The following is an 18,300-nucleotide window of genomic DNA, read 5'->3' on the forward strand; positions in this document are numbered from 1 at the left end:
GACGACGGAGGAGGACGGCATGGGCACGACGGACGGCGGACGGTACGACGTGGTGGTCGTCGGCGCGGGGGCCGCAGGGCTCGCCTGCGCGGACGACCTGAGCGCGGCGGGGCTCCGCGTACTGCTCCTGGAGGCGGACTCGGCGGTGGGCGGGCGGATGCGCACCGACCGGGTGGCGGGGTTCACCGTCGACCGGGGCTTCCAGGTCTTCAACACCTCCTATCCACAGGTCAAACGGCGCATCGACCGGAAGGAGCTGCGTCTGCGGCCGTTCACGCCCGGCGTGCTCGTCCGGACGGAGGACGATCTGCTGCGGTTCACCGACCCCTCCCGGCGGCCGCGGGAGAGCCGCGACCTGCTGCCCGGGAGGCTGGCGTCCGGCCGTGACCTCGTGGCGCTCGGGGCGCTGTCGGCGCGGGACGCGCTGGCACCGGCGTCCGTGCTGCGGCGCGGCCGTGACGGCACCACGCGGACGGCGCTGGCCGGTGCCGGGGTGTCGCCGCAGCTGGTGGAGACGTTCCTGCGGCCTTTCCTTTCCGGTGTCTTCCTGGAGGACGAGCTGGAGACCTCGGCCCGCTTCTTCCACCTGGTGTGGCGGAGCATGCTCCGCGGGACGCTGTGCCTGCCGGCGGAGGGCATCGGGGCGGTACCCGCCCAGCTCGCCTCCCGTCTGCCGCCGGACGTCCTGCGGACCGGCACCCGCGTCTCCGCGGTGACCGGGAGCGGGGCCGTCCTCGCGGACGGCGGCGAGGTGCCTGCGCGCGCGGTGGTCGTCGCGACCGGGCAGCGGGTCGCGGCCGAGTTGCTGCCGGGGCTCCGCGTCCCCGACGGCCGGACCGTCACCACGCTCTACCACGCGGCGGCGCGGCCCCCGCTGACGGAGCCCGTCCTCGTCGTCGACTCACGTCGCAGGTTCCTCAACACCTGCGTGCTGACCGCCGTGCAGCCCGGGTTCTCCGCCGACGGCCGGGCGCTCGTCTCCACGTCGGTGCTCGGCTCGCCCGGCCCGTCCGAGACGGCGGCGGTCGTGCAGGCGCTCGGTGACGCGTACGGAGCCGACCCCGGCGACTGGGAGCTGGTCCACCGGGTCACCGTCCCCGACGCCCTGCCGGCGATGCCGGGCCCCGTGCCGCTCTCCCGGACCACGCGGTTCGCGCCGGGCCGGTACGTGTGCGGGGACCACCGGGCGACCGGTTCGCTCCAGGGCGCGCTGGCCTCGGGGACACGCGCCGCCCGCGAGGTGCTCGCGGACCTGCGGGCGGCCCGGCCGGAACGGGTGCGGTGGATCGAGCCGGCCGTGGGGTCCTGACCGCGTCCGGCGGCCGGGAGCGGTCGTGTACGGGATTCCCCTGCATCCGGAGCGTCCGCGCACCCGGAAGGGTGAGTGTCGGGGTGGGCGCGGCCGAGGCCGAGGGCCCGAGAGGACGGACACAGGAGGTCAGTGCGGTGATCAGTGTGGAGCGCGGTTTCGTGGTGCGGCTGCCCGTGGGCGAGCTGGTGGCCTACATGGAGGACTTCACCCGCACCGAGGAGTGGGACCCAGGGACGGTGACGTGCGTGCGGCTGGACGACGGACCCGTACGGACCGGGTCGCGCTGGCGCAACACGTCGCTCTTCCGGGGCCGCACGACGGAGCTGGAGTACCGGCTGGCCGCGCGGGAGCCGGGCCGGCTGATGTTCGTCGGGGAGAACAAGACGGTGACCGCGGTCGACGACCTCCGGTTCGAGGAGGCGGGCGACGGCACGCGGCTGACCTACCGGGCCTCGCTGACCTTCAAGGGTCTCGCCAAGCTGGCGACGCCCTTCCTCCGGCCGGAGTTCGAGCGGCTGGCCGATGAGGTGTCGGTGCAGCTCCCGGCCGTCGCGGAGGCCCGACGCTCCGACGGCACGCCGAGCCCGTGACCGCGCAGACTCGCATCGTTTCCGCATCGCCTGGTGGGTGACATGGCCGAGAAGACACTCGGGATGACGACGGGCGCGGTGGCGCGCCGACTGGGGGTCTCCCCGACGACGGTGCGCTCCTGGGAGCAGCGCTACGGCATCAGCCCCGCCGTACGCGCCGAGGGGCGGCACCGTCGGTGGAGCCCGGCGGACGTGGCGATGCTGGAGGAGATGTGCCGCCTCACGGCGTCGGGGGTCCCACCCGCCGAGGCCGCCCACGCCGCCCAGCTGGTCCGCTCGGAGTGGGGGCCGGTGGCCGCCGGGGCGCCCGACGCCCCGCCGGTCGCCCCTCCCGCGGATCCCGGCGGTGCCGCCGGGGCCCGGGACGCCACGCGCCGTGCCGGGCCGGGCGGCGGGCTGCCGCTGGGCGACGTGCGGCAGGAGTGCCGGGGCCTCGCCCGGGCCGCCGTGCGCCTGGACGGCCCGGCCATGGAGGTGTTGCTCCGGGACGTGCTCACGCGGTACGGGCTGGTCACCGCGTGGGAGGAGGTGATGGCGCCGGCGCTGCACGCGGCGGGCCGCAAGTGGGAGTCGTCGGGCGACGGCTACGTGGAGGTGGAACACCTGCTCTCGTGGCACGTCTCCACCGTGCTGCGGCGCACCGTGGCCACGAGCCCCGCCACCGGTACCGCCGCTCCGGTCGTCCTCGCCTGCGTCCCGCGCGAGCAGCACACGCTGCCGCTGGAGGCGCTCGCGGCCGGGCTGGCCGAACGCGGCCTGCCGGTCCGGATGTTCGGGGCCGCCGTACCGCCGGAGGCACTCGACGCGGCGGTACGGCGGATGGGGCCGTCCGCCGTCGTCCTCTGGTCCCAGACCGGATCGACGGCGAACCCGTCCCTGGCCGGGCGCGTGGCGTCGACGGCGTTCGGCATGCGGGGGGCGCGGACCGCTCCCCTGGTGCTGCTGGCGGGCCCCGGCTGGCTCGGGGTGCCGGACACCTCCGGCACGGTCCGGATCACGAGTCTGCGGGAGGCCCTCGACGCGGTCTCCCGGCGGTACGAGGTGGTCTCCGCGGGATACGGGGAGCAGGCGGCGACCACGGATGACGGCTGACGGGCGACGGCTGACGGGCGGAAACCGACGAGGGGCCGGCTCCGATCGGAGCCGGCCCCTGATCCGCCGGACGCCGGACGAGAGCGCCTCGGGCGCGTCGCCGGACGCTCGCGGCGGCTACGTCGCGCGGCGGGGCGGACGGGGGAAGAAGCCGCTGGTCCGCGCCTGGTAGGCCGCGTATCCGGGGCGCCCCGCCATGTGCGCCTCCAGGAGCCGCTTTCCGCTGCCCCAGATGAGCAGGCCGCTCATCACCAGCGGCGAGACGAGGCTGAGCAGGGCGGTCTGCCACGTCGCGCAGGCCGTCAGGTACAGACCCCACCAGACGAGGAAGTCCCCGAAGTAGTTCGGGTGGCGGGTCCAGCTCCACAGCCCCCGGTCCATGATCCGTCCCCGGTGGGCCGGATCGGCCTTGAAGCGGGCGAGCTGGTGGTCGCCGACCGCCTCGAAGGCGACGCCCGCCGCCCAGAGGGCCAGGCCCAGGACGGCCGTGGCCTCCAGTGGATCGGGAAGCAGGACGGCGAACTGCACGGGCAGGGAGACGATCCAGACGAGGGCGCCCTGGAGCAGGTACACCTTCCACAGGGCGTAGAACGTGGGGTTGCCGCGGGCGCGGGCGAGCATCCGGGCGTAGCGCGGATCCTCGCCGTGCCCGCGGCCGCGGCGGGCGATGTGCGTGGCCAGGCGCAGCCCCCAGACGACGGTGGCGAGCGCGACGGCGGTGCGGCGGACGTCGTCGCCGTGGCCCGACGCCAGGGCCCAGGCCGTCACGGCGACGGCGGCGAAGGCGAGTCCCCAGGCGACGTCGACGATCCGGTGGAGGCCCTTGGCGGTGCCGATGGCGAAGGCCACCAGCATGACGGCGAGGGCCGCCCCGGCGGAGGCGCCGAGGACCGCGCCGAGCGCTCCGGCGTCGACGGCGTTCACGACGCCTCCCCGTCGGCGCCGTCGGCGGTGAGGCACAGCTGGCGGACGTCGAGGTACCCGGCGCGGAAGCCGGCCTCGGAGTAGGCGAGGTAGAACTCCCACATGCGCCGGAAGACGTGGTCGAAGCCGAGCGCGGTGACGTCGGCCTCCTCCCGGAGGAAACGTTCACGCCACTGGTGCAGGGTCTCGGCGTAGTGCCGTCCGAACCCCGTGTCGTGGGTGACGCGCAGGCCGGCCGCGGCGCTCTCGCGGGCGATGGCCTCCGGGGAGGGGATCAGACCGCCGGGGAACACGTACTTGCTGATCCAGGTGTGGGTGCGGGCGGTGGCGAGCATCCGCTCGTGCGGCATGGTGATCGCCTGGAGCGCGACCCGGCCGCCGGGGGCGAGCAGGCGGCGCAGGGCGGTGAAGTACTCCGGCCAGTACTCGGCGCCGACGGCCTCGATCATCTCGACGCTCACGACGGCGTCGTAGCGGCCCCGGACGGCGCGGTAGTCGAGGAGTTCGACGCTGACGCGGTCGGCGAGTCCGGCGGCGGCGACGCGGCGGCGCGCGAGGTCGAGCTGCTCCTCGGAGAGGGTGACGCTGCGGACGCGGGCGCCCCGGGCGGCGGCGCGGATGGCGAGTTCGCCCCAGCCGGTCCCGATCTCCAGGAGCTCGGTGCCGGGGCCGGTCCCGGCGAGGTCGAGGAGACGGTCGATCTTCCGGTGCTGGGCGGCGGTGAACGTGGCGTCGGAGAGCTCTCCGGAGGTCTCCGGGAGCGGGTCGAAGACCGCCGAGGAGTAGCTGAGGCTCGGGTCGAGGAAGAGAGAGAAGAGCGCGTTGGACAGGTCGTAGTGCCGGTGGATGTTCTCGCGGGCCCCGTCGGGGGTGTTGAGGTCGGCGACCGGCCTGCGCCGGACCCAGGCACCGCGCAGCCGGCGCAGCGGCGCCGGGACGAGGTCGTCGACGTGCCGGGCGAGGACCGTGAGGACGCCCACGAGGTCGTCGGCGTCCCATTCGCCGGCCATGTACGACTCGCCGAAGCCGATCAGCCCGTCGGCGCCGATCCGGCGGTAAAAGGCGTCGGCGTCGTGCAGCACGAGGGTCGGCACGGGGCCGGACCGGTGGTCCGACCGGCTCTCGCGGCTCTCCCGGCCTTCGCGGCTCTCCGGTACGAAGGGCCCGTCGGCGCTGTCGCGGACCCGCAGGGGCAGGCGCGTGAAGGCGCGCCCGACGAGGCGGCGGGCGACGGCGGTGCGCAGGCCGGAGGCCCGGGGCAGCCGGGCGACGTCCGGCCAGCGCTCGGGGTCCGCCTGGACGGTGCCCGCGGGGGCCACGGGTGCGGCCGAGGGGAGGGAGAGGGTCACGAGGTGCCTTCCTTGAGGGACGGGACGGTGCGGGGGCGCGGCCTGACGGGAAGGCCCTTGAGGTAGAGCCGGATGCCGTGGCGGCGGATGCCGATCGAGACCCCGAGGGTCGACCAGGGGTGCCGCAGGGCGGCGGCGAGCAGGGCGCGCGGACCGGCCGGCCGGTGCTCGCCGCGCACCGTGGCCGTCAGCGGGCGGGAGCCGTCCGGCAGGCGGAGCTGGACGGTGAGGTCGAGACGGTCGCCGGGGAGGGGCAGCCGCATGCGGTAGGCGCCCTCGACGTCGAGGAACGGCGAGACGTAGAAGTCCTTGGCGACCTCGGCGCGGCCGTGCTCGTCGGGGCGGAGGAGGTAGCAGTGGCGCCCGCCGTAGGTGTTGTGGACCTCGGCGACGACGCAGACGGGGTCACCGGCGCGGTCGTGGCACCAGTAGAGGGTGATGGGGTTGAAGACGAACCCCAGGACGCGCGCGTGGGCGAGCATCAGGACCCGCCCGTCGGCGTTGCGCACGCCCTGGGAGGCGAGATAGGCGTCCAGTCCAGCGCGCACGGTGGGCGCGGCGCCGTCGAAGTGGTCGCGCGGGTCGAACCGGGCCAGCGGGCGCAGCGCCGCGGGCAGCACCGGCAGGTCGTCGACGTCGACGAGCCACATGTACGTGCGGTGGCGCAGCGAGTGGCGGACGGGAGCGACGCGGGTGTGGGCGACCTCGGTCTCGTACAGCGCGGGGACGGCCGGCGGAGCGGTCACGGTGCTCACCACTCCACCCCCAGGTGCCGGGCCGCCTCGACGCCGGAGCGGCAGCCGTCCTCGTGGAAGCCCCAGCCGTGGTAGGCCCCGGCGAAGGCGGTGACGGGGGTGCGCAGGGTGGGGAGCAGTCGCTGGGCGGCGACGGACTCCGGGGTGTACACGGGGTGTTCGTAGGTCATCCGGGCGAGGACGGTCGCCTCGTCGATGCGGTCGCCCGGGTTGAGCGTGACGATGTGCTGCTCCCGGGTGCGCAGCCGCTGGAGCCGGTTCATGTCGTAGCTGACCTGGACGGCATCCGGCCGCGCCGTGCAGGAGGGGAGCCAATAGTTCCAGGAGGCGCGGGCGTGCGCGGAGCGCGGCAGGAGGCTGGTGTCGCGGTGCAGGACGGTCGGGTTGCGGGAGTAGGTGAAGGCCCCGAGGACGCGCCGTTCCTGCTCGGTGGGGTCCGCGAGGAGGCGCAGTGCCTGGTCGGGGTGGACCGCGACGACCACGGCTCCGTACTCCTCCGACTCTCCGTCGGTGGTCACGACGGTCGCGCGGCCGGCGCCGCGCACGATGGTGAGCACCGGGGTGCCGGTCCGCACGGAGGCGACGGACTTGGCGGCCTTCTGGACGTACGCGGCGGAGCCTCCGGTGACGGTCTTCCACTGCGGGGACCCGCTCACCGAGAGCAGCCCGTGGTGGTCGAGGAAGCGGAACAGGTACGCGGCGGGGTAGCGCAGGGCGGTGTCGGGGGCGCACGACCAGACGGCGGCGACCAGCGGGATCGCGAAGTGGCTGACGAAGTGGGCGGAGAAGCGGTGGTCGCGGAGGAAGTCCCCGAGGGTGCGCGTCGTGTCGTCGTCGGCCAGCAGGCGGCGCGCGGCGCGGTGGAAGCGCGGGACCTCGGCGAGCATCAGCAGGTGCCGGCCGCGCCGGACGTTGCCGCCGCCGAGGACGCCGCGCGCCCCACGGGCACCGGCGTACTCCAGGCCGCACCCGTCGCAGCGGACGGACATGCTCATCTCGGAGTCCTGCGTGGTCACGCCGAGTTCACGGAAGAGCCGGAGCAGGTGCGGGTAGGTCCGCTCGTTGTGGACGATGAAGCCGGTGTCCACGTGGACGGTCCCGCCCTCGGCGGCCGGCAGTTCGTGGGTGTGCGCGTGGCCGCCCAGCCGGTCCTCCGACTCGTAGAGCACCACGTCGTACGCCCGCGACAGGACGTGCGCGGCGGTGAGCCCCGCGACCCCCGCCCCCACCACGGCGACGCGCCGTCGTCCGTTCATCGTCTCCACCCCTTGTGCCGTTGTCCGACCTGTGGTCGGCGTGTCCTGCCGGCGTCGCCGGCCTTGCGTGCCCGTCGTCGTGGTGACGGTGTCCCGTGTGCCCCGTGGTGGGTGCGGTCGGTGATTCGGAGCCCTCGCCCCGCCGGATGGGCCGGATCAGCCGCCGACCGCGGCGACGGCGAGGTTGTCGCGCATCCGCTGGAGGCCGCGGCGGGCGTGGCTCTTGACGGTGCCGAGCGGCATCCCTGTCCGGTCGGCGATCTGCATCTGGGTCAGGTCGCCGAAGTAGGCGAGTTCCAGGACGTCGCGCTGGACCCGGGGCAGGCGCGCCAGCTCCTCGGTGACGACGATCCGGTCGAGGACCCCCTCGGGCTCCCCGACCGTGCCGTCCTCGTGTTCCAGCGAGGCGCCGAGCACGGTCGCGAGCTCGGTGCGGCGGGTGCGCGCCGACAGGGCGTCGGCGATCTTGCGGCGGGTGATCCCGGTGAGCCAGGCCGGCAGGGTGCCGCGCTCGGGACGGAAGTTGGCCCGCCCGCGCCACGCGGCGACGAACACCTGCTGGGTGATGTCCTCGGCCTCCCGCGCGTCGCCCGTCGCCCGGGCGGCGAGGATGTGGACCAGCCGTCCCCAGCGCCGGTAGGCGGCGTCCAGGCAGCGCTCGTCGCCCTGGACGAGGCCCCGCCCGATCCATGCGTCGTCGCCGTCGTCGCGGGGAGGCCGGCGGAGGTCGTCCGCCGTCGGTGCGGCGCGGTCTCCGGTGGTGCGGTGCTCGGTCATGACGCTTCCTCCTCCGGAGGTGGCGCGGCGGCGACATCGGGCCGTACGCGGGGCGTCCACCTGAGCGGGCGGTCCGGCCGCCACGGGGGTGGCGGTCCGGTCCGACGGGGCCTCCGTCGGCCCTGTACCCCTTCACGTTCCGGCCCGCGACCCCACTGACACAACTCGCATCGATTCCGCATCGATATCTTCGCCGTTTCGTCCTCCCCCTCCCCGCTTGTCAGGTCGGCCCTGACGTCCGTACGCTGCGCCGTCAGGATCGACCTGACACCCGGGGAGGGGCACCATGCCCGCGGAGACGATGGATCGCGACGAACGGGCCTGCTCGTTCTGCGGAAAGACCGAGGCCGACGTGGCCAAGCTGATCGCCGGCCCCGGTGTGAACATCTGCGACGCGTGCGTGGACCTGGCGGCCTCGATCGTCGCCGAGTACACCCCTGGACCGGCCTCGCCCCACATGCCGAAGTGGGACCACCTCAGCGACGCCGACATGCTCAGGCGGCTGCCGCGCGCCGCGGCCGTCGCCGACCAGATCGAGGCCGACCTGCGCACCTGGGTCCTGGAACTGCGCCGCCGCGGCGTGACGTGGGCCAGGATCGGCGAGGCACTCGGCATCACCCGCCAGTCCGCGTGGGAACGCTTCTCCGGCGAGGAGTGAACGGTCCCCGGCGTCCGGCCTCCGCCGGGCGGCCCGAAGCCCCCGTGACGTGCCCTGTTAGCCTCGTCGGCATGATCAGGCGGGGATCATCGCGAGGGGGACCGCGCGGGCCGGAGGCCGGTGCGCAGCGTGCCCTGATCGCATCGAGTTTCGTCAGCAGGGTGGGCAACGGGCTCTTCAACACCGCGGCCGTCCTCTACTTCACGTCGGTGGTGCACCTGCCGGCCGCGCAGGTCGGGGCGGGTCTGACGATCGCCGGCCTCTGCGGCCTCGCGGCCGGCGTCCCGGCGGGCAACCTGGCCGACCGGTACGGACCGCGGGCGGTCTCGCTGACGGCGCAGGCCCTGCTGGCCGTCACGATGGCGTCCTTCGTCCTCATCGACGGCTGGCTCGCGTTCACGCTCGTGGCGACGCTGGACCGGCTGGCGGCGTCGGCGAGCGGCGCCGCGGGCGGCGCGCTCGTCGCCCGCCTCGGCGGCGAGCGCCCCGCCGCCTTCCGGGCCCGGCTCCGCACCTTCGTCAACCTCGGCGTCGTCCTCGGCACACTCGGCGCGGCCGTCGCCCTCCAGATCGACACCCGCGCCGCCTACACCGCGCTGATCCTGGCCAACGCCGCGAGCTTCGCCTGCGCCGGGCTGATCGTGCTCCTCGGCGTGCCGCACCAACCGCCCCTGCCCCGGCCGCCGGAGCACCGGCGGTGGGCCGTCCTCGCCGACCGTCCGTACGTCTCCTTCGTCGCGCTCTACAGCGCCATGGGCCTCCAGTACCAGACCGTCTCCCTCCTGCTGCCGATCTGGCTCACCGCCCACACCGACGCACCGCGCTGGACGGTCGCGCTGGTCTACGCGGTCAACAGCGGCGTCTGCGTCCTGCTCCAGAGCAGGCTGGGCTCCACGGTGGAGACCCCCCGCCAGGGCGGTCGCGCCTTCCGCCGCGCCGGGCTCCTCTTCCTCGTCAGCTGCCCCCTGATGGCCCTGACGGCCGACGTTCCCGTGTGGGTCGCACCGGTGCTCGCCGTCCTCGCCGTGTGCCTCCACAGCATCGGCGAGGTGTGGGAGTCCTCGGGCGGCTACGCGCTCGGCTTCGGCCTCGCCCCCGACCACGCCCAGGGGCAGTACCAGGGCCTCTTCGGCATCGGCTTCGACGCGGGCCAGGCCGTGGCCCCCATGATCCTCACCGGCGCGGTCCTCGCGCTGGGACACGGCGGGTGGCTGCTCCTCGGCGTGCTCTTCGCCTGCCTGGGCGCGGCGGGCCCCCCGGTGGCCGCGTGGGCCGAGCGCACCCGCCCCGGGAAGCCGGCCGCGGGCGATCCCGCACCACCCCGCCGGGGCGAGGCCCCGCTCCTCGACGCGGACCGCTGAGCGACCGGCGGGAGCACCCGCTCGGCCGCCGGACTCGGCACCGCGGCGGCGCGGGCGGGACGCCCCTAGGGCCTGTCGTCAAAATCCCCTCGTTGCCCGCAGGGCGGCCCTGCGGCGTCTGGTGCGTGCTCTCGGTGTGCCGGGTGGAAGTGCTCGTACGGGGCGTACTCGCGCTTTCGCCCGGTGCGGCGAGAGCGCGTGCCAGGCGTCGCGGGGCAGAGGGGATTTTGACGACAGGCCCTAGCATGGGCCCATGCGCGACGACACGCCCCCCCGAATCCCGCCGTGTCCGCCTGAGCAGGACCTTCGACGAGGACGCGGAGCTGTACGACCGGGCCAGGCCCGGCTATCCGCCGGAGCTGTTCGACGCGCTGGAGTCCCTGGCCGGCGCCGGGCCCGGGGCGCGCGTCCTGGAGGTGGGGGCGGGCACCGGCAAGGCGACCGTGCCGCTCGCCGCGCGCGGATGCCGGATCACCGCCGTCGAGGCGGGTGCGGGCATGGCCGCGGTCGCCCGCCGGAACCTGGCCGGGTTCGACGCGGTGGAGGTCGTGACGGCGGACCTCGAGAGCTGGCCGCTGCCGGACGAACCGTTCGACGCGGTCGTCGCCGCGACGGCGTTCCACTGGATCGACCCGGCCGTGCGGACGGCGAAGGCGGCCGCCGCCCTCCGCTCCGGTGGCGCCCTCGCCGTCGTCGCCACGCAGCACGTGGCGGGCGGCAGCGAGGAGTTCTTCGCCGAGGTCCAGGGCTGCTACGAGCGGTTCGCCCCCGCCACTCCCCCGGGCCTCCGGCCTCCCGCCGCGGCGGACGTCGACAGTTCGGCACACGCCGACGAGATCGCGCGCAGCGGGTGCTTCGGGCCGGTGCTCCTCCGGCGGTACACATGGGATCTGACGTACACCACGGCCGCGTACCTCGACGTCCTCCGCACCTACTCCACCCACCGCTCTCTGCCGACACGGGCCCGCGAGGGGCTGCTCCGCTGCGTCGCGGAGCTCGTCGACGGCCGGTACGGCGGCCGCGTCACGAAGCGGTACCTGACCGAGCTCCGGGTCTCGCACACGGTCTGACGACCGCCGTCGCGGCGGGCGGGCATGGGGGAGCCGCATGTCAGCAGGTGTACGGAGAGGAACGACGCCTGGGACGTCCCGTACATCGGCACGTCGTAGGACGGCCCGTACGACGTCGGGGGACCGCGTCGGAACAGCCCCCGGATCGCCGAGGCGGACAGCGCGCGGACGGCGGGGGCGTCCGGTCGCGTGCCCGGCCCGAACGGGGTCGGGGCGGGCGGCTTCCCCGACGGACGACGCGGTGGGTTCACGGGGGCGTTCCGTCCGGCGGGAGCGGCGCGCCGGGCCGTGGATCGGTCCTGAGCATGGGGCGCGGGGTGAGGGCGACGACGAGGACGGCCGCCGTCGTGGCGGCCACGGCGGTGACGGGCCGGTACGCGAGGGCCAGCAGGGCGCCCGGCAGAAGGAGCCGTTCGAAGAGGTGCCGGGTGACGGCCTGTCGTGGGCGGGCGGGGCGGGCGCGGACGGCCGCCAGGGTGGCGACCGCCAGGGGGAGGGCCGCGGCGAGGAGGAGCAGGTGGCCCGTGGTGGGCCGGTGTCCCGTCAGGAGCGGGAGGCAGACGGCGATCGCGTACGTGAGGGCCGACAGGAGGGTCAGGACGGTCGCCGCACGGGCCGTGCCGTGGCGCACGGGGAAGGTGCGGCAGCGCGCCCTCAGGTCGTGGGGGCGGTCGTCGACGGCCAGGAGCAGGTTGCCGAACGCCCCTTGGAGTCCCAGCGCGACCGCCGGCGCGAACAGTGCGGCGGGCGGCCAGGGGGCGGTGAGGCAGGCGCCGGCCAGCAGCGTGCACGACCATCCGGAGAAGCCGACGGCCAGGTCGCCCCAGAGGCCGCGGTCCTTGAGCCCTTTGCCGTAGGCGTAGGAGGCGGCGGCGCCGAGGGCCACGAAGAGCAGGGAGCGCGCGTTGTACAGGATCGCCGGGACGAGCATGAGCACGGCGGCCAGCGCCGCGGCCGTCTTCGCGGCGCGCGAGGAGAGGCGGCCGGAGGGGATGGGCCGGTGCGGCTTGGTCGCCATGTCCTCGGCGCGGGTGAGGTGGTCGGCGGCGTACAGGGCGCTCGCGCACGCCGCCGCGGCGGCCACCGCGGCCGCCGCCACCGCCACCGGGTCCGCGTCCGGCGCGCCCGAGGCGGCACCGGCGGCCCCGACCAGCGAGACCACCACCAGGTCGTAGGGGCGCAGGGTCTCCACGTGGCCCGACAGCCGCGGCCATGAGGGGCGTCCGGTCCGCCGGGCAGCCGGGCCGGCGCCCGCAGGTACGCCTGCGGGTACCGGTGCACCTGCGCCGGCCGGCGCGCGTCCGCCGGCCGGCGGGTCTTCACCGGCCGGTGGACGTGCCTCGGTCCTGCCCGCCGGTCCGCCGGTCCGCTGTTCGTCCTCGCCTGTGCTCACCACTCCCCGACCCTCCCCCGGGTGGATCACGGTGATGCGCGGTCCGCGCCCCCACCAGGGGCGTGCTGGGGTGCGCGGGCGTACGCGCGCCCCCGGCGGGCGACGGCCCGGCGGGGGCACGGCTCCGGTGCCGCGCACCGGACGGTGCGGGTGGGACGGGGTCAGAGCTCGGAGACGAAGTAACGCTCGACCGTCATGCGGGCGTTGGCGGAGGCGCCGACGCGGGTGCCGGTCGTCTCCCGGGCGAGGGTGTAGAAGGCGTCGACGTAGTCCGGGTCGTCGGTCCACCAGGAGGCGGGCATGGCGTCGATGACCGCGTCGACCAGCGGGATGTACGCGCCCTGGTCGGTGACCGTCAGCAGGACGGCGGCGAGGGCCTTGGCGAGCGCGGAGTAGTTGGTGTCGCCGTCGTCCTCCATGAGCACGACGTCGGCCAGGTTGTACTTGTAGAGGGACCAGTTGACCAGGATCTGGTTCGGGTGGTAGGTCGTGTCCTCGTCGTCGAGGTACGGCATGGTGACGGTGTCGACGCGGACCTTGCCGTCGGTGCCGAAGCCGGTGACGAGGCCGAAGATCTCGGCGTCGCCCTTGAACCAGGGTTCCTCGACGTCCGACGCGCTGATCGACGCGATGCGGGTCGTCCAGAAGCCGGCCGCGGCGGAGGAGCCGGCCCCGGCGGCCTGGGAGGTGCCCGAGCGGGCCTTGCTGGTGCCGGCGGGTGTGGCGAGGCCCTCGGCCGCGAGTGCACGGTCGATCACCTGGAGTCCGGCGGCGAGGGCCTCCTGTCCGTCGACGTCCACGAGGTAGACCGGGCGTTCGGGAGCCCTGGCGGCGTCCAGCCGGTGGACGTTGCCCGCGGTGTCGTAGGCGACGATCACCTCGGCGTCGTCGTCGGCGGGTGCCGAGGCGACCAGGGGCGGATGCGCGGCGAGGGCGGAGGCGGTCACCGACCGGCCGGCGAGGCCGACCCGCAGCAGGGAGGGCGCGTCCGTGCCGAGCCCCTTCGCCCGGGCGATGTCGCTCTCGGCCTCGGCCAGGGTGGTGCCGAGGGCCTTGGCCGCCGGGGTGCCGGAGGCGGCCGTCAGCGCCGGCAGGTCCACGTCCTCGCCGACGAGGACGGCCTTGGCCACCTGCCGCCCCCAGGCGGGGTCGGCGAGGGAGAGGGCCAGGGCACGGGCCGTGGCGTCCTCGGCGGCGGCGACCGGGGAGCTCGTGGCGGTGGCCGCGGCGGGTGCCGGGGCCGCCGCGGCGGTGCCCTGAAGGGTGGTCAGGGCCATGGCGCTCAGCGCGAGACCGGCGAGTGCCGCGCGGAGCTGTCTCTCAGCGAACAAGGTGTCCTCCAGACAATGGCGTCGCCCGGGTCCGGGCATGCCGGATGCACCGCCGTGCGGCGCACGGCGGACCTGTTCGTGCGGGTGCGGGCCTCATTCTGGACGAGCTCGGTCTACGCGGATAGACGGCCTGTCGGCGATTGGTGGACAGTGGTGACGGACTGTCGGAAATGTTCTCGCCGAAGGATCCGACCGTGCGGCCGGCCGCCGAACGGGTTCCGACGGCGGCGCGACCGCGGGGCCTGCGGTCAGCCGACGACGTCCGGCGGCGGGCCACCGTGCGCCGGGTCGAGCCGAGGACACGACGGCAGCCCGTACGCTGCCCCGGCCAACGCGCCGTGTCGCACGCTCGCGAGCCGCCTTGACCACCCCATGTGACCCTCCGTAAGGTCCCGTCACGTCCCCGGAGACACCCGAAGCGCCTCTCCCGGCGGTGACGTCCGGAGCCGTCCGGGCGGGCACGGCCGGAGCCGGTCCCCGTCGCGGCAGCCGCACGAGGTACGCCGCTCCCCCTCCCCCGGGCCGCATCGCCCCGGTCCTCCGCATGCCGCCGCGAAGCCGGCCCGCCGGCCCCGTCCTCTCCCCCGGTCCGCCGCCACCGTCGACGCGGACCGGCACCGGCGCCGGCACCCGCTCCGCACCGAAGGGAAAGTCCTGTGCGCAGACGCTCCGTCCTCCTCGCGGCCGGAACCCTGGCCGCCTCGATCGCCACACCGTTCGCACGGGCGCACGCCGCCTCCACGGCGGCACCCGTCCTGGACCACCAGATCGAGAGCGCCTACGACGGACGGTCGTTCACCGACCTCTCGCCCGAACTCGGGAAGATCCGGGGCCTGTCCGCGGGAACGATCCTCGTCACCTTCTCCACCACCAGCCGCAACCAGGCGATGACCCTGCTCAGCGCGTCGGACACGACGCGCCCCTCGACCGAGGTCGCGGTCTGCGTGAGCGCCGGGCGGCTGCAGTTCTCGGTCCGGCACGACGGCGTCGTGCGGCAGAACCACCTCACGCGCACGATGTACGACGACGGGGTGCTCCACACGGTCGCGGTCACCGTCTCGGCGGCCGGCACCACCTTCCACGCCGACGGCCGGTCCGTCATGACCACCGACCGGGCCGCCTTCTTCGGCGGCGCTCCGGGACTCGACGCGCTGAACGTCGCCCGCAACCGCGACAGCGACCACCCCGGCGGCGAATGGTTCTACACCGGCACCGTCACGAGAGTGGCCGTCTACGACCGCGTGCTGTCGGCGCAGGAGATCGCCGCCGAGAGCGTCCGCGTCGACCTCGCCGACATGGGCCGGATCTCCACCCTGCTGAACTCCGACACCCCGGCCGTCTGGCTGATCACCGGCGACAGCATCACCCACGGCGCCCTGTGGACCAACGGCTGGCGCAGCTATCCGGAGCACTTCCAGGAGCGGGTCCGCTGGGAGCTCGGCAAGCCGAAGAACAGCGACTTCGTCGTGGATTCCGGAGTGAGCGGCAGCACCACCGCCGATCTCGTGGCGGCGTTCGCCGACCGGGTCACGGCCTTCCGGCCGAAGGTCGTGTCGATCATGCTGGGCACCAACGACGTCGCCACCGCCTCCACCGGCCCGGCCGTGTACCGGGCCAACCTGCGCAGGCTCGTGGCGGACGTGCGGGCCCTGCCCGGCGGCGCGGTCCCCCTCCTCCAGACCCCCAACCCCGTCGACACCGGCCGCTGGCCGCAGCGGGCCGCCCTCTCCGACTACGTCCGGATCATGCGCGAGGTGGCGACCGAGCTGGACGTCGTCCTCGTCGACCACCACGCCCACTGGCTGGAGACCGGCGGTGGCACCCCGCCCCTCGGTCTCCTGGGCGACGGGCTGCACCCCGATCAGCGGGGCCATCTCCTCCTGGCCACGAAGATGATCAGGGACCTGCGCCTGTTCGATCCCGCCAGCCGTGTCTGCCGGCTGGTGATCCCCTGACGGGCCGCCCGGGACGGGCCGGTTCGGCCCGTCCCCCGCGACGCCACGGCACGCGTCAGGCGTGGAGGTCGTACGTGCGGTCGGGCAGCGTCACGTACACGGCGACCGGGACGGGCGAGCGGAGCGGCCGCTTCCAGTCACCGGTGCCCTTGTACAGGACCGTGGTGGCGTAGGCGCCGGAGGCGGTGGCGTACAGGTCCGGACGGCCGTCGCGGTCGGCGTCCCCGAGCCCGAGGAAGTGGCCGAACCCCTGCCAGCCCGCGCCGACGCGGATCCGTGGCGCGATGGTGCCGTCCCCCCTGCCGAGGTAGAGCCACAGGACGCCCGACCCGTCGCGGGCGACGAGGTCTCCGGCGGCTGCTCCCGCCATGTTCCCGACGGCGGTCAGGTCGTTGTAGACGCCCCACCCACCGCCGATCCTCTTGCGGCCCGAGAAGGGGGCGTTGGCGTTGCCCGTCGCGGGGTAGAGCCACAGCACGCCGGCCTTGTCGGTGGCGAGGAGGTCGGGGCGCCCGTCACCGGTGAAGTCGGAGCCTGCCGCGAGCTTGTCGTACACGCCCCAGCCGGCGCCGATCCTGGTGCGGCCGGCGAGCGGTGCCTTGGGGTCGCCGGTGCCCTTGTACAGCCACAGGACCCCGGAGCGGTCCCGCGCCACGAGGTCGTTCACGATCGAGCCGCCGAGGTTCCCGGCGGCCTCGATCCGGTCGTAGATCTGCCATCCGGCGCTGACGAGCCGCCCGGGGTTCTGGTTGAGCTGATCGGCCCAGTGCACCTTGTAGGTGTCGTGCATCCACAGGCGTCCGGAGGTGTCCCGGGCGAACACGTCGGGCGAGCCGTCGGTGTCGAAGTCGTGGGCCCCCGACCCGCGCGTCACCGTGAACTCGCCCGAGGCGCGCAGCACGGGTCCGATCCCGTTGCGCGGGGTGCCCGTGATCTCCCAGGTGTACGGACCGTTCGAGGCGGCCGTGACCATGTCGGGTACGTCGTTCCACCGGAGCTCGCCCGCCCACGCGAACGACAGGGTGTGCGGGTCGTACACGCCGACCGGGGGGAGCGCGTTCTCGGTGACCGTCTCGCCGGTGCGGTTGTTGCGGAGCTTCACCACCAGGTCGACGTTGGTGCGACTGAGCCGCCAGTTCAGGGTGAAGCGACCCCCGGTCCGGTCCAGGTCGAGCAGGGCCGGGACGTTGTGGCCGAGCAGCGTGACCTTGGTCGGGGCACCGGTGGCGGCCACCTGGGTGGCCACCGGTGCGCCGTCGGCGCCCGGGGCGATCCGGTAGACGCCCTCGCCGCCGGCCACCGTCCCGCCGAGGACGCCGGTCGCGTCGCCGGGGGCGTCGATGCCCGACACCGCGTGGTCGAGGAGCCTGCGGGTGGCCGGGCCGTACAGGTCACGGGCCGTCACCGCGTTCTGCGGGTCGGCCGAGTTGTCGAGCAGACCCCCGGTCCGGGCGTACGTCACCCACTTCCCCACCAGACCCAGTGTGATGTCGCCCGTACCGGCGAGCGTGATCAGCTGGACCTTGCCGGTGGCCCGCTCCAGGACGTTGACGACGGTGTTGCCGCCGCTGAAGCGCGCCCAGGCGACATGGGTCGCGGAGAGCACGGGCGAGGCGTTCCTGCCGCCGGATCCGCCCATGTCGCGGCTCGCGGTGACGGTGGCCGTCGCGAGGTCGAGGACCGCCCAGCGGGCGACCTGGCCGCCCGTCCCCGTCCCGTAGGAGAGCAGGACGTCGTCTCCGGCCGCACCCACGGCGAACACGCGCGTGGCGTCGGCCGGCAGTCCGGACACGGTCCGCTTCGACGGAGCCGCACCCGCCTCGCCGGGCCCGTGGACGTGGAGGTCCTGGCCCGTGCCGGCGGCGTTGCGGGTGGAGACGAAGACATGGGAGCGGACCGCTCCGGCGAAGACCGCTTCCGGTCCGGCGCCCGCCAGGTCCACCTGGTAGACGTCCTTGCCCGCCTCCATGTCCTTGAGGGTGACGACGCTGCGCACCTGGTCGATCACCAGGTCGGAGTCGCGGGAGCCGAACACGAAGTGGCCCCGGGGGAACGCGGTCGTCGTGCCGTCGGCGAAGCGCGTCCAGCGCGCGAGGTCCGGGTCCTCCGCGTCCCAGCCGAGGACACCCGTGCGGCCCAGGCTCACCAGGTGGTCGCCCTCGCCGAAGCGGGCCACGGCGGCGGCCCCGGTCTCCGCGGCCGTCGCCGCCGGGACCGCCGCGGCTCCGACGGGGGCGACGGCCGCGGTGCCGGCCGTCACCGCCAGCGCGGCGAGGACGGCCATGCCGAGCTTCTGATGTCTGGCTATGTGGGACAACTCGCTGTTCCTCCACGTGAGTCCTGCGTCGGTGGCGCGACACGCCACAGACGCAGGACTCACGAGATGATCACATGGTTGTACGCGGGAGATGCGTCCATAACCACGACTCCCTTTGTGTGGTTCGCCCCCATGCCCACGCTTCGGTCGTCCCCCTACC

15 protein-coding genes are annotated in these 18,300 nt (G+C 74.7%); 7 read left to right on the top strand and 8 right to left on the bottom strand.

All coding sequences use genetic code 11. The annotated features are described in order from the left end of the window. Positions 1-19 precede the first annotated feature (19 nt). From ACZ60W_RS22325 to ACZ60W_RS22335, 3 genes are all read left to right on the top strand, one after another. Positions 20-1,309 carry an NAD(P)/FAD-dependent oxidoreductase gene (locus ACZ60W_RS22325; protein ID WP_469757091.1) on the top strand — a complete coding sequence of 430 codons (1,290 nt, stop codon included), beginning with the start codon at positions 20-22 and terminating at the stop codon, positions 1,307-1,309. A gap of 137 nt (positions 1,310-1,446) precedes the next feature. Further along, complete coding sequence (locus tag ACZ60W_RS22330; protein ID WP_469757092.1) at positions 1,447-1,902, top strand: SRPBCC family protein; 456 nt, start codon at positions 1,447-1,449, stop codon at positions 1,900-1,902. A gap of 42 nt (positions 1,903-1,944) precedes the next feature. After that, on the top strand, positions 1,945-2,994 hold the full coding sequence (locus ACZ60W_RS22335) for a MerR family transcriptional regulator (protein WP_469757093.1): 1,050 nt from the start codon (positions 1,945-1,947) through the stop codon (positions 2,992-2,994). 117 nt (positions 2,995-3,111) lie between these two features. Here the strand turns inward: ACZ60W_RS22335 and ACZ60W_RS22340 are convergent, their stop codons facing one another. From ACZ60W_RS22340 to ACZ60W_RS22360, 5 genes are all read right to left on the bottom strand, one after another. Beyond that, complete coding sequence (locus tag ACZ60W_RS22340; protein ID WP_469757094.1) at positions 3,112-3,918, bottom strand: DUF1295 domain-containing protein; 807 nt, start codon at positions 3,916-3,918, stop codon at positions 3,112-3,114. Continuing rightward, positions 3,915-5,267 (bottom strand): class I SAM-dependent methyltransferase, encoded by a 1,353-nt coding sequence (locus ACZ60W_RS22345; RefSeq protein WP_469757095.1) that lies wholly within the window; start codon positions 5,265-5,267, stop codon positions 3,915-3,917. Before ACZ60W_RS22345 ends, ACZ60W_RS22340 begins: the two co-directional genes overlap by 4 nt. Beyond that, complete coding sequence (locus tag ACZ60W_RS22350; RefSeq protein ID WP_469757096.1) at positions 5,264-6,022, bottom strand: DUF1365 domain-containing protein; 759 nt, start codon at positions 6,020-6,022, stop codon at positions 5,264-5,266. The genes ACZ60W_RS22345 and ACZ60W_RS22350 overlap by 4 nt, the downstream gene beginning before the upstream one ends. Continuing rightward, a complete protein-coding gene (locus ACZ60W_RS22355) occupies positions 6,019-7,278 on the bottom strand; it encodes an NAD(P)/FAD-dependent oxidoreductase (protein WP_469757097.1) in 1,260 nt (419 codons plus the stop codon). Before ACZ60W_RS22355 ends, ACZ60W_RS22350 begins: the two co-directional genes overlap by 4 nt. A gap of 156 nt (positions 7,279-7,434) precedes the next feature. Further along, positions 7,435-8,055, bottom strand: coding sequence for a sigma-70 family RNA polymerase sigma factor (locus ACZ60W_RS22360; RefSeq protein WP_469757098.1), 621 nt, complete (start codon positions 8,053-8,055; stop codon positions 7,435-7,437). Between the two features lie 286 nt (positions 8,056-8,341). Here ACZ60W_RS22360 and ACZ60W_RS22365 point away from each other — a divergent pair, with 286 nt between their 5' ends. The 3 genes from ACZ60W_RS22365 to ACZ60W_RS22375 all read left to right on the top strand — a co-directional run bounded on the left by ACZ60W_RS22365 (position 8,342) and on the right by ACZ60W_RS22375 (position 11,144). Continuing rightward, complete coding sequence (locus tag ACZ60W_RS22365) at positions 8,342-8,713, top strand: ClpX C4-type zinc finger protein (protein ID WP_469757099.1); 372 nt, start codon at positions 8,342-8,344, stop codon at positions 8,711-8,713. Between the two features lie 71 nt (positions 8,714-8,784). Continuing rightward, positions 8,785-10,074, top strand: coding sequence for an MFS transporter (locus tag ACZ60W_RS22370; protein ID WP_469757100.1), 1,290 nt, complete (start codon positions 8,785-8,787; stop codon positions 10,072-10,074). A 245-nt stretch (positions 10,075-10,319) separates the two neighbouring features. Further along, positions 10,320-11,144, top strand: coding sequence for a class I SAM-dependent methyltransferase (locus tag ACZ60W_RS22375; RefSeq protein WP_469757101.1), 825 nt, complete (start codon positions 10,320-10,322; stop codon positions 11,142-11,144). 247 nt (positions 11,145-11,391) lie between these two features. Here ACZ60W_RS22375 and ACZ60W_RS22380 read toward each other — a convergent pair whose 3' ends face one another. Next, positions 11,392-12,336, bottom strand: coding sequence for a UbiA family prenyltransferase (locus tag ACZ60W_RS22380; RefSeq protein ID WP_469757102.1), 945 nt, complete (start codon positions 12,334-12,336; stop codon positions 11,392-11,394). 362 nt (positions 12,337-12,698) lie between these two features. After that, entirely contained in the window at positions 12,699-13,868 is a 1,170-nt protein-coding gene (locus ACZ60W_RS22385; RefSeq protein ID WP_469757103.1) for a DUF3103 family protein, read from the bottom strand. A 656-nt stretch (positions 13,869-14,524) separates the two neighbouring features. On the opposite strand from ACZ60W_RS22385, the gene ACZ60W_RS22390 reads away from it, so the two are divergent. Then, positions 14,525-15,823, top strand: a complete 1,299-nt coding sequence (locus tag ACZ60W_RS22390; protein ID WP_469757104.1) for a GDSL-type esterase/lipase family protein — start codon at positions 14,525-14,527, stop codon at positions 15,821-15,823. 55 nt (positions 15,824-15,878) lie between these two features. Here ACZ60W_RS22390 and ACZ60W_RS22395 read toward each other — a convergent pair whose 3' ends face one another. Then, positions 15,879-18,140, bottom strand: a complete 2,262-nt coding sequence (locus tag ACZ60W_RS22395; protein WP_469757105.1) for an FG-GAP repeat domain-containing protein — start codon at positions 18,138-18,140, stop codon at positions 15,879-15,881. Between the last annotated feature and the right edge of the window lie 160 nt (positions 18,141-18,300).

It is taken from the genome of Streptomyces sp. NPDC104202, assembly GCF_055584185.1.